This is a genomic window from Neorhizobium sp. IRS_2294 (assembly GCF_050500145.1).
GTDB classification, from domain to species: Bacteria; Pseudomonadota; Alphaproteobacteria; order Rhizobiales; family Rhizobiaceae; genus Neorhizobium; species Neorhizobium soli.
The window spans coordinates 19,617-33,999 of sequence record NZ_CP191440.1 but is presented as its reverse complement, the minus strand read 5'-3'; the positions used below and the strand labels follow the sequence as shown (position 1 = coordinate 33,999).

Annotated in this window: 12 protein-coding genes; 1 reads left to right on the top strand and 11 read right to left on the bottom strand. The window is 60.7% G+C overall.

Annotation, left to right across the window (positions count from 1 at the left end; translation table 11 throughout):
• Positions 1-81: 81 nt before the first annotated feature.
• The 11 genes from ACQY1K_RS17475 to ACQY1K_RS17425 all read right to left on the bottom strand — a co-directional run bounded on the left by ACQY1K_RS17475 (position 82) and on the right by ACQY1K_RS17425 (position 13,346).
• Positions 82-1,710 (bottom strand): GMC family oxidoreductase N-terminal domain-containing protein, encoded by a 1,629-nt coding sequence (locus tag ACQY1K_RS17475; protein WP_113110344.1) that lies wholly within the window; start codon positions 1,708-1,710, stop codon positions 82-84.
• Complete coding sequence (locus ACQY1K_RS17470; RefSeq protein WP_430259902.1) at positions 1,707-3,110, bottom strand: FAD-binding oxidoreductase; 1,404 nt, start codon at positions 3,108-3,110, stop codon at positions 1,707-1,709. Before ACQY1K_RS17470 ends, ACQY1K_RS17475 begins: the two co-directional genes overlap by 4 nt.
• On the bottom strand, positions 3,107-3,922 hold the full coding sequence (locus ACQY1K_RS17465) for a shikimate dehydrogenase family protein (protein ID WP_430259900.1): 816 nt from the start codon (positions 3,920-3,922) through the stop codon (positions 3,107-3,109). Before ACQY1K_RS17465 ends, ACQY1K_RS17470 begins: the two co-directional genes overlap by 4 nt.
• A 44-nt stretch (positions 3,923-3,966) precedes the next feature.
• On the bottom strand, positions 3,967-4,776 hold the full coding sequence (fabG, locus tag ACQY1K_RS17460) for a 3-oxoacyl-ACP reductase FabG (RefSeq protein WP_430259898.1): 810 nt from the start codon (positions 4,774-4,776) through the stop codon (positions 3,967-3,969).
• Between the two features lie 2 nt (positions 4,777-4,778).
• Complete coding sequence (locus ACQY1K_RS17455; protein ID WP_430259896.1) at positions 4,779-5,483, bottom strand: ABC transporter ATP-binding protein; 705 nt, start codon at positions 5,481-5,483, stop codon at positions 4,779-4,781.
• A complete protein-coding gene (locus tag ACQY1K_RS17450) occupies positions 5,470-7,251 on the bottom strand; it encodes a branched-chain amino acid ABC transporter ATP-binding protein/permease (RefSeq protein ID WP_430260569.1) in 1,782 nt (593 codons plus the stop codon). Before ACQY1K_RS17450 ends, ACQY1K_RS17455 begins: the two co-directional genes overlap by 14 nt.
• A 35-nt stretch (positions 7,252-7,286) precedes the next feature.
• Positions 7,287-8,174: a branched-chain amino acid ABC transporter permease gene (locus ACQY1K_RS17445; protein ID WP_430259894.1), complete on the bottom strand. Its 888-nt coding sequence runs from the start codon at positions 8,172-8,174 to the stop codon at positions 7,287-7,289.
• A gap of 87 nt (positions 8,175-8,261) precedes the next feature.
• A complete protein-coding gene (locus ACQY1K_RS17440) occupies positions 8,262-9,464 on the bottom strand; it encodes an ABC transporter substrate-binding protein (protein WP_184656055.1) in 1,203 nt (400 codons plus the stop codon).
• 44 nt (positions 9,465-9,508) lie between these two features.
• Positions 9,509-11,254 (bottom strand): acetolactate synthase catalytic subunit, encoded by a 1,746-nt coding sequence (locus tag ACQY1K_RS17435; protein WP_430259892.1) that lies wholly within the window; start codon positions 11,252-11,254, stop codon positions 9,509-9,511.
• A 29-nt stretch (positions 11,255-11,283) separates the two neighbouring features.
• Positions 11,284-12,285 (bottom strand): NAD(P)H-quinone oxidoreductase, encoded by a 1,002-nt coding sequence (locus ACQY1K_RS17430; protein WP_430259890.1) that lies wholly within the window; start codon positions 12,283-12,285, stop codon positions 11,284-11,286.
• Entirely contained in the window at positions 12,282-13,346 is a 1,065-nt protein-coding gene (locus ACQY1K_RS17425; protein ID WP_430259889.1) for a zinc-dependent alcohol dehydrogenase, read from the bottom strand. Before ACQY1K_RS17425 ends, ACQY1K_RS17430 begins: the two co-directional genes overlap by 4 nt.
• Positions 13,347-13,516: 170 nt before the next feature.
• On the opposite strand from ACQY1K_RS17425, the gene ACQY1K_RS17420 reads away from it, so the two are divergent.
• Positions 13,517-14,197, top strand: coding sequence for a GntR family transcriptional regulator (locus ACQY1K_RS17420; RefSeq protein ID WP_430259887.1), 681 nt, complete (start codon positions 13,517-13,519; stop codon positions 14,195-14,197).
• Positions 14,198-14,383 lie beyond the last annotated feature (186 nt).

Sequence of the window (14,383 nt, the reverse complement as noted above, 5' to 3'; positions counted from 1 at the left end):
CCTCGGCAACTGCCCAGTCACGCAGGATCGCCGGTATTCTCAGCCAGGCTACCCGCTTATGGTGAGATACAATGCTGCCGATCATACCGCTGAAGTCGCAGCACGAAGCAACAGGGTTGCAGCCTTTTCAGCGATCATGAAAACGGCAGCCTGGGTGTTGCCGGAAACCATCGTCGGCATGATGGAGGCATCGGCGATCCGCAGGCCGGCGATCCCGTTGACCTTCAGGGTCGGATCGGTGACTGCTGCCGGATCGCCGCCCATTCGGCAGGTACCTGCAATATGGTAGATGGTCTGGCCGTTGGCGCGCGCGAAGGCGAGCCAATCCTCATCGCTGCGGCATTCGGCGCCCGGGCTCGTTTCGCGCTCGCGATAGGTATCCATGGCCGGTTGCTCGACGATATGCCGGGCAATCTTCATGCCTTCTACTATCGCACGGCGGTCTTCCTCGGCAGCCAGAAAATTTGGTCGTATCACGGGACCGATAGAAGGGTCTGGGGAAGCGGCGTGAATCGAACCCCGTGACTGTGGCCGCAACTGAGTGACGCCGAGCGTCATGCCTGGATGATTATCGAGAACCCGTTCCGCTGCATTTGCGTAGCTCGCATGCATGAAGAAGTATTGCACGTCCGGTCCGTCAAGGCCTTCGCGGCTGCGCACGAAACCATGCACCAGCCCCGTCCCGAGCGTCAATATCCCCTGACGCGTCGCTGCGTACTGTGCGACAGCTTTCACTAGCTGCAAGCCGCGAGTCTGCTCGTTCAACGTGACCTTCTGTTTGACCCTCCAGTTCATGCGAGTGCAGAAATGGTCGATATAATTCTCACCGACGCCGGGCAGCGCATGCTTCACCTCGATGCCAAGCGCATGCAAGACTTTCGGACTGCCGAGGCCGGAAAGTTCCAGCAATTGCGGTGTCTGGGCAGCGCCTGCCGTGAGGACTACCTCGCCTCGCACCCTGAAGCTGCGCCGTTCACCCCCAACTTTGGCCGTCACTCCAATGGCGCGTTTGCCATCAAGGTCAACGGTGAGCACATGCGAATTGGTGAGGACCTTGAGATTGGGACGTCTCATGGCCGGTTTTAGGTAGGCGTCTGCGGCGCTGATCCGCCGGCCGTTTTTCTGATTAACCTGATAATATCCGAAGCCATCCTGGCTTTCGGCATTGTAATCCGGATTGCGGCCGTAACCGGCCTCGCCTGCCGCATCGATAAAGGCCTCACCGATTGCCGGCCGGATAGCAACTGTTGTAAGAGGTAGCGGCCCGCCCTTTGCCCTCAATGGGCTTACAGGTCCGCGGTCAGGTCCATCGTAATCCTCCAGCTTGCGGAAAAATGGCAGCACATCGTCGAAACTCCAGCCGCGGCAACCAGCCTGCGCCCAACCGTCGTAATCCGCCGGTTGGCCGCGCACGTAGATCATGCCGTTGATCAGCGTCGAACCGCCTAGCCCCCTTCCGCGCGGCACCGAGATGACCCGGTTGTTGGTGGCTTGTTCGGGCTCGGACTTGAAACGCCAGTTATAGACCGGGTCTACGAGCAGCTTGGAAAAACCGGCAGGGATGCCGATCCAAACGCTGCGCGCAGCACCGCCTGCTTCCAGAAGCAGTACCGTATGGCGACCGCTTTCGGTCAACCGGTTTGCGAGAACGCAGCCGGCATTGCCGCCGCCGACAATGATGTAGTCGAAGATTTCAGTGTCCGATGTCATACGGCGTCTCCCTTCGCCTGTTTTGGCAGGAGCTTGCCGGGATTGAACAGACCTTCCGGATCGATTGCCTGCTTGATCGCCCGCGAAAGTCGCTGCTCGCTTTCGGGCTTGGTTCGCAGCCATTCAGAAAGACGATACCGGCCGATGCCGTGTTCTGCCGAGATCGACCCGCGATGGTTAACAACGGCATCATGGACGGCGCGGTTGACGGCGTCCGCATTCGTCGCGCCGTTCAGAAGCACGTTGTAGTGCAGATTGCCATCGCCCAGGTGGCCGAAGATATTGAAGCCAGCGCCGGGACATACTTCGAAAACCGCGTTTCCGGCATCCCCAAGGAAATCCGCCATCGCCCCGAGCGGCACCGAAATATCATGCTTCACCCCCCCGCCCTCGCGGGCCTCCGCCTCCGTAACATGCTCGCGCAATTCCCAGAGGGCATGCGCCTGCTGTCGGCTCGACGCAACGACGCCATCAAGCGCAAGCCCCTGTTCGAAAGCATCGGACAGCAGCTTCTCCATCGCCGGTTCCAGTGCGGACAGGCTCGAAGCAGCCTCCACCAGCAGATACCACTCGCCGGCAGCGATCGGGCTCTTCAACCCGGCATGCCGTTCGACAAGGTCGATGGAGGTTGCCGAAATCAGCTCGAAGGCCGAAAGCGCCTCACCAACCGTATCCTGGGCAAGCGCAAAGAGCGTGAGTGCCGTGCCGACATCGGCGACCGACAGAAGTGCGGTAACGGTTTCGCGTGGCAGCGGCACAAGGCGCAGGACAGCGGCTGTGACGATGCCGAGTGTTCCCTCGGCGCCGACGAAAACCTGTTTCCAGTCGTAGCCGGCGTTGTCCTTGCGCAGATGACGAAGGCCATCGACAATTGTGCCATCCGAAAGCACCACTTCTAGCCCCAGCACCAGGGCACGGGTCATACCGTAACGCAGAACGTTGATGCCGCCGGCATTGGTGGAGACGATGCCGCCGATGGTTGCCGACCCTTCGGCCGCAAAGCTTACAGGCAACAACCGGCCGTGTTTTTCCGCTTCTTCCTTTACAACCTGCAGAATAGCCCCTGCCTCGACTTCAACAGTCATGGCAACTGGATCGAGCGCGCGGATCGCTTTCATGCGGGTGAGAGACAGCACAACCTCGTCTGCGTCCTCACCAGGTGTCGCCCCCGCGGCAAGGCCTGTATTTCCACCCTGCGGCACGATCGATGCGCCATGGCTGCGACATGTCTTAACCACCGCGGCAACCGCCTGGCTGTCGGCAGGGCGCACGACGCAGAGCGGCGTTCCCCGCGAGCTGCGCTTCCAGTCAGTAGCATAAGGTTCAATATCTGCGGCTGCGGTCAGAACGTGAGCGGCGCCGCAGATGTGACGCAACTTCTCGATCAGCAAGATCGTCATGCGATCGCTCCCATATGCCGTGCCATCAACTCGATCTGGCACTGGAGCATGGGCAGGCCGCGCTGGATACGGCAGCCCTTTGCTTCGGCGGCGTTCAGCAACGGCGTCATCACCGGATCCATGATCGCATCGGCCACTACCTGATCCGGCGACAAAAGCGAAAAATCGAGCGGCGGCCGATCTTCGGGTTTCATTCCAAGCGACGTACCATTGACGACCAGGTCATGGTCGGCCACCGAACCGGCGTCAGTCGAGAGTTCGAGTTCGGGATGGACCTGACGCAGCCTTGCCGCCAGTGCTTGCGCCTTGTCCGGCGTCCGGTTGGCGATCGTCAGGCGGCGGACGCCGGCATCGGCAAGCGCGAAGGCCATGGCGCAGGCGGCACCGCCCGCACCCGCGATATACGCCGCTTTGCCGTGCGGATCGAAGCCGGTAAGGGTCGTCAGCGCGATAACGAAGCCGAGCCCATCCAGCATCGTCCCTATCATCCGGCCGTCAGCTTCCCGCCGGACACAATTGACGGCACCGATATGCCTCGCCTCGTCGGTGACATCATCGCAGAGGTTTAGCATTACCGACTTGTGGGGAACGGTAGCGATGAACCCCCCGAAGTTCTCCATGGCCGACAAGCCGTTGAGCAGAGCTTCCAGTCCCTCGGGCTTGACGTGGAAGGGGATCAGAACCGCGTCCAGACCATGCCGACGGAACACCTCGGCCATCACCTGTGGCGTCTTCACATGATAGATCGGGTCGGCCAGGATACCGTAGATCAGGGTGCGCCCGGTTATCGTGCTGTGGTTCTTCTCATTCATGGCCAAATGCTCGATCTGCCTGCTTTCAACGATGCGGTCGTGCTTCAGGTCATGTAGAGACCACCGGCGACGTCGATCGTCTGGCCGGTCACGAAGCTGGATTCCGGCGATGTCAGGTAGACTGCAGCGTCAGCGACCTCCTCCGGTTGGCCGAGCCGCGCCAGCGGCGTCATCTTGACCTGCTCGTCGTTGATCTCGGCCGCGACGCCGCGCACCATCGGCGTTTCGATCCGTCCCGGCGCGAGCGCATTGACGCGGATGCCGAACGGGCCAAGTTCTGCCGCAAGGTGCTTGGTGAAGCCAATCAACGCCGACTTGGTTGCCGCATAATGGCAGGCCACGATCGGCGAATAGGTCTTCCCCGCGACCGACGACATGTTGACGATCCAGCCGCGCCCGGCCTCGCGCATCGACGGCGACAGCGCCCGGATGGTGTTGAAGACGCCACCGAGATTGACCGCGACGACACGGTTCCATTCGGCCGGGTCCATTTCCCACACTTTATGGGCTACGCCGTCATGCTTGGGCGATATACCGGCATTGTTGATGACCGTATCGAAGGCACCGCCCATCATGCCAGCTGCTGTTCCAAGCGTCGAAGACACGGCCCCGTAGTCCGAAACGTCAAGCACCAGCGGCAAACCCTGCCCGTAGCCTGCCGCCTCGATCAACCCTACAGTCTCCGCGATATCGGCTTCAGTCAGGTCAGCGACGCCCACGGTCGCTCCCCTCGCGGCAAAACCCATAGCGATAGCCCTGCCGATTCCGCGGCCTGCGCCTGTTACAAGCACGCGGCGGCCTGCATGGCTCGGACGAGTAGCGATGGCGTGTGGATTATTCTCTCTATGCAGCATGTTCAGATTCCCAGATAGGCTTGACGGACATGATCGTTGGTCAGCAGCGCTTCGGATGTATCCGAGAGCACGATCTCGCCGTTTTCAAGCACATAACCACGATCAGAAGCTTTCAACGTGTTGAATACGTTCTGCTCGACGATGAGGACGGTGGTGCCGGTCGAGGTGATCGCTTCGATCACCTCGAAGACCTGCTGCACGATGATCGGGGCAAGCCCCAGCGACGGCTCGTCGAACATTAGAAGGTTTGGCCGAGCCATCATGCCACGGGCAATCGCCACCATCTGCTGCTCGCCGCCAGACAGCGACCCGGCGCTCTGACCAAGCCTCTCCCTGACCCTCGGAAAAAGGGACAGTACGTGTTCCAGCGTCTCGGCCTGGCGACCGCGCGCGTCCTTGCGGTAGGCGCCCATCGACAAGTTCTCCTCGACGGTCATGTCGGGAAAAAGCTGCCGGCCCTCCGGAATGAGAGTAATGCCGAGATCGACGACCTCATGGGCAGGCATGCTGGTGATGTCTCGATCCTCGAAGAAGATTTTACCTCTTGTTGGCTGGATCAGACCCGCAATTGTGCGCAGGGTAGTAGTCTTGCCGGCGCCGTTAGCCCCGACGATAGTGACCACCTCACCCCGATCGACTGTGAGCGAAATGTCCTGCAGAATGGTGGTCTGCCCGTAGCCGGCATGGATGCCCTCAAGCCTCAGCATGAACAAAATCCTTTCCAAGATAAGCTTCGATGACCTGCCGGTCGCGCACCACGTCCTGCGGTTTACCCTCAGCGATTATCTGGCCTGAGCTCAGCACCACGACCCGGTCGGAAAGCGACATGACCGCCTGCATCACGTGTTCGATTGCGATGATCGACACGCCGGTATCGCGGATCGACAGCATCAAGTCGATGGCGCGGCGGACGTCTGTCTGGTTGATGCCGGCCATCACCTCGTCCAGCAACAAAATGCGCGGTTTCATTGCCATCACGCGCGCGACTTCCAGCCTTTTCAAGCCACCGATCGTCAGTCCCTGCGCTTCGGCATCCAGCCAGGGACCGAGACCCATGCGAAAAGCCGTCTCGCGCGCAACTTCGCGCGCCTCGCGCACATCGGCATGCCGGTGGAAGGCACCGACCATGATGTTTTCTTCGACCGTCATCGCCGCGAACGGCTGAACGATCTGGAAGGTGCGGCCCACACCGACGGCTGCGAAGTCGCCGGGCGTTACTGGCGTCATCATCGTGCCGTCGACGGATCGGATCTGCACCGTGCCGCTTGAAGGTTTGAGAAAGCCGGACAGCATGTTGAAGACGGTGGTCTTCCCGGCCCCGTTCGGCCCGATAAGGCCAAGGATCTCGCCTTCCTTCAGCGTAAGGCTGACGTCGCGGGTGACATGTAGGCCGCCAAAATGCTTATCGAGATGTTCTGCGACCAGAAGATCGTTGCCGATCACCGGCTTGGTAGGCAGCCGTGGGGTAGCGGCGACAGACTCCGCTTGCACGCCCCTTTTGTTAGTCGATTTGCCGAGGTAGCGGCTGGTAAGCCCGACGATGCCGTTCGGCATAAACAGCACTACAAGAACCAAAACCGCGCCATACACGAAACCATGAAGGCCAAGAGCCTGCGCACCGAGCCAGCCGCGCGCTAGCTCCGATAATGGCACAAGGAAAATGGCGCCGATCAGCGGTCCGATGATGGTGCCGAGTCCACCAATCAGCGCGAACATGGCAATCTGGATCGAGGTTGTCAGAGAAAACACGGAGCTTGGATCGATGAAGGTGAGATACATCGCGTGGAACGTACCGATCATGGCCGTCAGTGCCGCGGAAGCGGCGACGGCTATCAAGCGTACCTTGACCGTATTTACGCCGGCCGCCTGGGCGGCACTTTCGCGCTCGCGCGTCGCGACTAGATAAAAGCCCAGCCGGTGCGAGCGGATCCACCAGGCGACGGCGAGCGTAACCAGCAACATTCCGAAGGCGATCAGCAAGCCTGGTGTGCGATCCCGGAACACCATCCATTCCCAACCGATCTTCAGCGGGATCATCAGGCCGGTGGCACCGCCGGTAAGTTCGCGGAAATGCAGCGCAAGGACCCGGAAAACCTCGAGAAAAGCGATCGTGGCCAAAGAGAAAAACGGACCGCGTAGGCGGAAGCAGGGATAACTAATCGCGACCGCAACGACCGCCGCCACCCCAGCGCCGACGAACATGCCTAGCCACGGCGTGATGCCGACGTTCATTAAGATGATGCCGGCATATGCGCCAATCCCGTAAAAGATCGCATGTCCAAGCGACAGCTGGCCGGCGAAACCGCCGACGATATTCCATGCGGTTGAAAGTCCCGCAAAGATGAAAATGGTGACAAAGATATGCGCGATGAACTGATCGCCTATGACGATGGGGACCACGAGCAGTGCGAGCAGGACGACCGAGAATAATAGCAGCCGCTTCCAGGGCAGCGTCGTCTGGCGCGCGGATGTCATGGTGGTATCAAGTGTTGTGTCTGTCACGGTCTTCCTCATGGAGATACGTGCGAAAGATTAAGGCGATCGCTAAACAGGCCGGCCGGCTTCAGGATCAGGATCAGCAGGAACACGCCGAAGACGACGACTTCCCGGACATCCGAGCCGATGTAGAAACCGGCGAAGCTGTCGATTAGGCCGATGATCATGGCGCCGGCAAAGGCGCCGCCGAGCGAGCCCAGGCCCCCGAGCACAACGACGACGAAGGCCGTCAGCACAAAATAGGTTCCGATATTCGGAGATGTCGGATAGAGCGGCGCGACCATCGAGGCGGCGAGCCCGACGCATGCCGCACCGATGCCGAAGGTCAGCATATACATGCGGTTGACATTAATACCCATCAGCTGGGCCGCAGCTCGGTTCTGCGCGACGGCACGGATGGCACGGCCGGTCTGGGTCCGCTTCAGGAAGGCCTGCAGGCCGATGACGAGCAGGATCGAAGCCGCCAGGATGACCAACTGCCCAAGTAGTACGCGCACCGGACCAATGACGATCGGCAGACGGAGCCCGGATGGCGGTGTGTTCGCGATGTCCGCGCCAAAGATAAGCAATGCAAGATTAATCAGCGCGGTCGACAGGCCGACGGTTGCAAAAATTTGGACATGGTCATCCCGAGCCGACATCAGCGGCTGAATGATAAAGCGCTGGGTGGCAACGCCGGCGACGAAAAGAAGCGGCGCGACGATGACGGAGGTCAAGAGCGGGTGGATGCCGAGCTTCGTGGTGAACAGATAGACCAGATACATGCCAAGCATCAGAAACTCGCCATGGGCGAAGTTTACGACCTTGACGATGCCGAAGATCATGGTCAGCCCGACGCTGACGATCGCGAACAACGCGCCCAGCATAAGGCCATTTACGAGCACTTGCAAAAACGTTTCCATATGCCTCCTCCTCCGGCAGGTGGCGGGCAAAACGACCGCCAGGCGTGGGAGGGCGGCAACGCATGCCGCCCTCCTCGACTCTGAAGCCTATTTCACCACGTTGAGCTTGCTGACGGCGGCGGCATCCGGATAAACGGCAATCAGCTTACCGCCCTGCCACTGCATGCCCATCATCGCCGCCCGTTCGTTCTGGCCGTTCTCGCCGAACTTGATGCCGTAGCCGGCAGCAGTCGAGCCATCCGGAATGTCGATCGCCTTGACAGCCTCGACGATCGTGTCTGGCTCGAAGTCCTTCGCCTTGCCGATCGATTCCAGCAGCGCCTTGGCGCCCACATAATTGTTCAGCGAATGGCCGGATCGCGGGCCAGTGCCGTATTTCTTCTTGTAGGCTTCAACAAAAGCTTCAAGCCCCGGGGTCGCCTTGGTGTTGACCAGGAACTGGGTGAAGTCGACATCAAGCACGTTCTCGATCACGTCATGGCCGACGGCATCAGCGGTCGGCTGCATCGAGTAGCCGCCACCGCCGCCGATGACTGCCGAAGGCTTATAGCCCGCCTCGTTGGCCTGTTGCAGGAACAGAACCGAGTCGTTCTGGTAAGAAGTCTGCAGGACGACATCGGCGCCGGCCTGCTTCAGCTGCAGGACCAGCGACGACATATCGACAGTCGCTGCTGGATAACCGGAGGACAGGACAACGTTGAGACCTTTTTCCTTGGCATAGGTCGTCTCGTGCTGGGAGACCGAGGTACCGTAGCTTGAGTCCTCGTAGATGATGCCGATCTTCAATTCCTCGGGCTTCTTCCCAAGGCCCGGTGCGATCTTGTCGACCACCATGTCGATGACCAGTTTGCCCATGTCCTTAGCGTAGGGATTGGTGCGGAACAGGTATTTCAGGCCACGGCCGGTGACTTCGTCGGCCACGGCCCCAAGTTCGAAATAGGGAATACCCGTGAGCTCTGCCACTTGGCTTGCAGCGATCGAACGCGCCGACGAATAGGTGCCGAAGATGGCCGAGACCTTTTCCAGTGAGATCAGTCTGCGGGCCTCGCCGATGGCCTGGTTATTGTCGACGGCGTCGCCCTTCACGAGCACCACTTTCTCACCCTGGATCCCGCCTGCGGCGTTGATCTCATCGACGGCGATCTCCAGACCGCGCGCGCTCTCCTCCCCAAGAAGCGCGAGCTGGCCGCTGAACGGATACAACGCACCGAACTTGACGTCAGCATGGGCTGCGGATGCTGACAGCGCGATGGCTGCAGCGGTGATTTTCAACAGTACCGGCAATTTCATGTTTTCCTCCCGAGAAAAGCTGTGAATGCGTTTGGTATCAAGTCCTAGTAATCGAGGGCCTCCTTGCCCTGGAAACTGGTGATCGGCGGATGCGCGCGCTCGTCGGTGACGACATCGATGACGGTCAGCGTGTCGGCAGCCAGCGCCTCCACCAGCACACCCAGAAACTCCTCCGGCTTTTCGACGCGCACACCGCGGCAGCCGACGGCGCGGGCGATTGCCGCATGGTCGACGGCCTCGAAATCGCAGACATCGGTGAAGTTGCCGAACAGACTGAGTTCGGCATGTTTCTGGTAACCGAGGATCTGGTTATTGAGGACGATCACCACGACCGGTAGCTTCATTCGTCGTGCGGTTTCCATTTCAGACCAGACATGGCCAAAACCACCATCGCCGGTGAGGCAGACAACCGGGGCATCGGGGCGGGCTGTTTTGGCGCCCAGAGCATAAGGCAGTCCCCAGCCTAAGCCAGCAATCCCGCGCGGCGTGATGAAGCGCTGGCCGGCTCTGCGGGCGGTGAGGAAGTTTGCAACCCAGATCGACGAGTAGCTCGCATCGGCGACGACGATGCTATCAGGAGTTAGTACGCTATCGAGGTCGGCCATCAGGCGCTCCGGGCGAACTGGAGACGCATCAAGGTCGACCAGCTTCTTCATGTCGTCCTGATGCGCGGCCCGCCCGGCAGCGATCTTGTCTTCCAACACCTTGCGACGGTCGGTGATGGCGGACAGATCAACGCCTCTCAATGCCTGCGTGAGCGCCGCGACCGTGAGCTTGGCATCACCGGCAAGTCTCATCGCTTCATAATTGCGGCCGATCTCCCCGCCGTCGATATCGAGATGGATGAAGGTCGCGTCCTTTGGATAGAGCGACCAGCTGTCCGTGCCGTTCTGATTGGTGCGATTGCCGATCAGGAGGACAACATCGGCCTCTGTCACCAGCTCACGCAGGTGCGACGAGCGTCCGCGAGGAGCCATGAAATACCCCACAACACCGAGCGACAGCGGGTTGGTCTCGTCGACGGCGCCCTTGCCCATGACGGTCGTCGCTACCGGTAGGCCGAGCGCCTGTAGCGCCTCGACCTCGGCTGCAGCCTGCGAGGCATGCACGCCGCCGCCGGCGATCACCAGTGGACGCTTGGCTTTGGCGATCAGGCTGGCTGCCTCGGCAATCCGGGCCGGGTCGGCAACGGTGCGATCGAGCGGGAACGTCCCCAGCCGCGCATCGCGGCGCGGCGCCTCCGGATCGATGTCCGGCCGTTCGTCTAGGACGTCGAGCGGCACCAGCAGCACGACCGGACCAGGCCGGCCGGTGGCCGCAACGGCAAAGGCCATGTCGACATAGTCGTCGATACGCGCAGGGTCGGCGACGCGGCGCACCCATTTGGCGACGCCGCCGAATAGCGCGAAGTGATCTAGTTCTTGGAAGGCGTTCTTGTCGGTGAAACGGCGAGACACATCCTGAACGATGGCAACGATCGGGATCGACGCCTTCAGCGCCTCGGCAAGGCCTGGAACCAGAAGTGTCGCGGCCGGACCATTCTGGGCGGTGACGACCGACACCTTGCCGGAGACCCGCGCAAAGGCATCGGCCATGGCGGCGCCTGCATTTTCCGTACGGTAACCGATCTGGCGGATCCCATAGTCAGGCGCGGCGAGAAACAGGGCCGAGGGAATGCTCTGCCCAAAGATCTCCTTGACGCCGTGGCGGCTGAGTGCCGCGGCCAGAACATGGGCGCCGGTCATGTTGTCCGTAGTGGTCGGCGTCGCGGGCTTGCTCATGACGTTCATGCTCATTTCCTCCTATGCGGGCCGAAAAGTCAGGCCCGATCCTCCATGACGAGTACGATCTTGCCCGTGTGGCTGCCGCCATCCATGCGCGCATGAGCGTCGGCAACCTTGTCGAATGCGAATTCGGAATCAATCAGAGGCCGGACAGCAGATTGTGTCAGCAACGGCAGGACATTCGCCTCCAATGCGGCTGCAAGCCTTCCCTTCATCTCCAGTGGGCGGGCTCGCAGCGTCGAACCAGCCATGGTGACGCGCTTCATCAGAAGCGGCAGCAAGTCGAGCTCGGCCTTGGACCCCTGCTGGAAGGCGATCTGGGCGATGCGACCATCGGCAGCGATTGCTTCTAGATTGCGCTGGATATAGCTGCCACCGACCATGTCGAGAATGACGTCTGGGCCGAGTCCTTCGGTCAGTTCCTTCGACCGGGCGACAAAATCCTCGCGGCGGTAGTCGATTGCGCCATCGGCGCCGAGATCGAGGCAAGCCTGGCATTTTTCCGCCGAGCCTGCAGTGACAATCACCCGTGCGCCGAAAGCTTTTGCAAGTTTCAGAGCCGTCGTACCGATGCCGGAGGTGCCGCCATGGATCAGCAGTGTTTCGCCCCGCTTCAGGCCTGCCCGTTCGAATACATTGCTCCAGACGGTGAAATAAGTCTCCGGAAAAGCGCCGGCCTCCACGAAGGACATTGCGTCCGGGATCGGCAGTGCGGACGCTTCCTGGACGAGGGCCCGCTCGGCATAGGCGCCGCTATGGACCAGCGCCATGACCCGGTCGCCGGCCTTGAAACGCGCAACACCCGGCCCAATCGTTTCGACAACACCAGCAAGTTCAAGGCCGAGCACGTCGGTGGCGCCCGGCGGTGGCGGATAATTACCCTGGCGCTGCATTACGTCCGGCCGGTTGATGCCGGCAGCTTTTACGCGCACAACCAACTCGCCGATGCCAGGTGCTGGCAGCTGCCGATCGACGATCGCCAGAACCTCCGGCCCGCCCGCACCTGTGGCAATCACCGCCCGTGTTAAGCCACTCATGCGGTCTCTCCTCGGATATTGACGCCATTACCTTCCGGCAACAGCAGGACCTTGACCGCCTGCCGGCTACGGGCGAGTTCAAATGCCTCGATACCCTCCGACAGTGGCAGGCGATGAGTAATCAGAGCCGACAGCGCCTGCGAGTTTTGGGCGAGAAGCCGGATCGCCTCGCCGAGTGCCCGCTCTGTAGTGTCATGGGCGCCGCGCAATTGCTTCTTTTCGCGAACGAACCGGGTAAGATCGAGACTGAGCGGTTGAGAATGGATGCCAGCCACGACGAAGATGCCGCCCGGTCTCAGTACTGCCAGCCCATCGGAGACGGACCGGGCAATGCCGGTCGCCTCGATCACCCGATCGGCCGGCTGACCAAATGCATGCGACACCGCCCGTTCGAGGGTTTCGTCCATCAAGTCGGTTGTATGATGGATACCCATGTCACGCGCCAGCGACAGGCGCCGCTCGTCACCGAAACCAGCAATCAGCACGTGCGCGCCGCGATGGGCTGCGGCCCACGCGATGCCGAGACCGATCGGCCCCGGCCCAAGCACCACGACCCGCGAACCGGCCTGCACGTCGGCCACATCGACCGCATTGACAGCGACCGCCAACGGTTCCGTCAGTGCGGCGATGGCAAGATCCAAATCATCCGGAACATGGCGGCAATTGCGGGCGGGAACAATGACAGTGTCGGCAAATCCGCCATCGCAGTGCAGACCGATAATGAGGCGGCGGCTGCAGTTCTGCGGCTCGCCGGCAAGGCATGCCGGGCAGCTGCCGCAGTTCATGGTAGGCCAGCAAACGACACGATCGCCGGCGGCAAAATCCTTGACGCCATCTCCCACCAAACGCACCACGCCGGAAAACTCGTGTCCGACCGTGACCGGCAGACTGGCGGTCATGAATTCGTAACCCGGCGTCCATTCATAAGCATGGAGATCGCTGCCGCAGATACCGGCCGCCGCGACATCGATCAGAACCTGACCTGGCAGCGGCGCCTGCATCGGGTCGAGCGATACCAGCTCGAGCCCGAATTCGGGCGCGGTCTTGCGCAGCGCTATCATGAACTCCTCCAGTTCAATCCAACAGCTCGTCCTGGCTTCGACTGGCCTCCTCGCCGGTCTTTGGTGTACGATTATGCTTCGCACACGCCGAAGGTTGCTGTATGTTATTTGTTATAACACTATCCGCGTGAAGGTGACGGGTGTCAAGAAGTCCATTGGAAAATAATAGTATGCCGATGATGGAAGCAGATTGGGCCCAGCCCATCGTCAAGGAAAATCTAAGCGACCGCGCCTATCTCGGTCTTCGCCAGGCGTTGATGCGGGGCCAGTTGAAGCCAGGTGAGATGCTTCGCCTGCGGCCAATGTCCGTGCGTTTCGGCATCAGCGCTACGCCCATGCGAGAGGCGCTACTCAGGCTCGTCAGCGAAAAAGCCCTCACTCTCGATGCACGCGGGACGGTGACCGTGCCGACGCTGACGCTCGACCAGTTGCTGGAAATCCGCAGTATTCGCATCGATCTCGAAGGCCGTGCGGCCGCGGCGGCAGCGGTCGTTGCGAATGGAGAGGAGATTGCCAACCTGGACGCGATCCATTTGCTGATCGCAGAATGTCATAGAGCAAAGAACTTCGAAAAGGCAGTGGACCTCAATACCGAATTTCACCTCAACCTGTGTCGAATGGGGAGACTTCCGATCGTCTATGATATCATTGAAACACTTTGGATACGGTGCGGACCGATCTTATCCCATCTTTACGACGCCGGGCTACCGGACTGGGAACCACACCCGCATTTACGCATCATCGCAGCGTTGCGGGGAAGAGATGCTCAGACCGCTCGCGACGCAATTCGCGACGATATCGAGTTTGGCGGGAAAGGGTTGCTGATGCATGCCAAGGACAACACGGCATAGCAAGGTCGTCAGAGCTAATTATTTCGTATATCGGTCTGCAGCATCGCTGGTTCATCTCAAGCCTACTGGACGTGGTCTGACCCAATCACCAAAGTTCTGTCCCAGGCGGACCTTTGAACGGGCCAGCAACGGCTGAGGTAATCCATCCGCCGTAGAACGTCCCGGCCTGGGGCACAACGGCCTCGC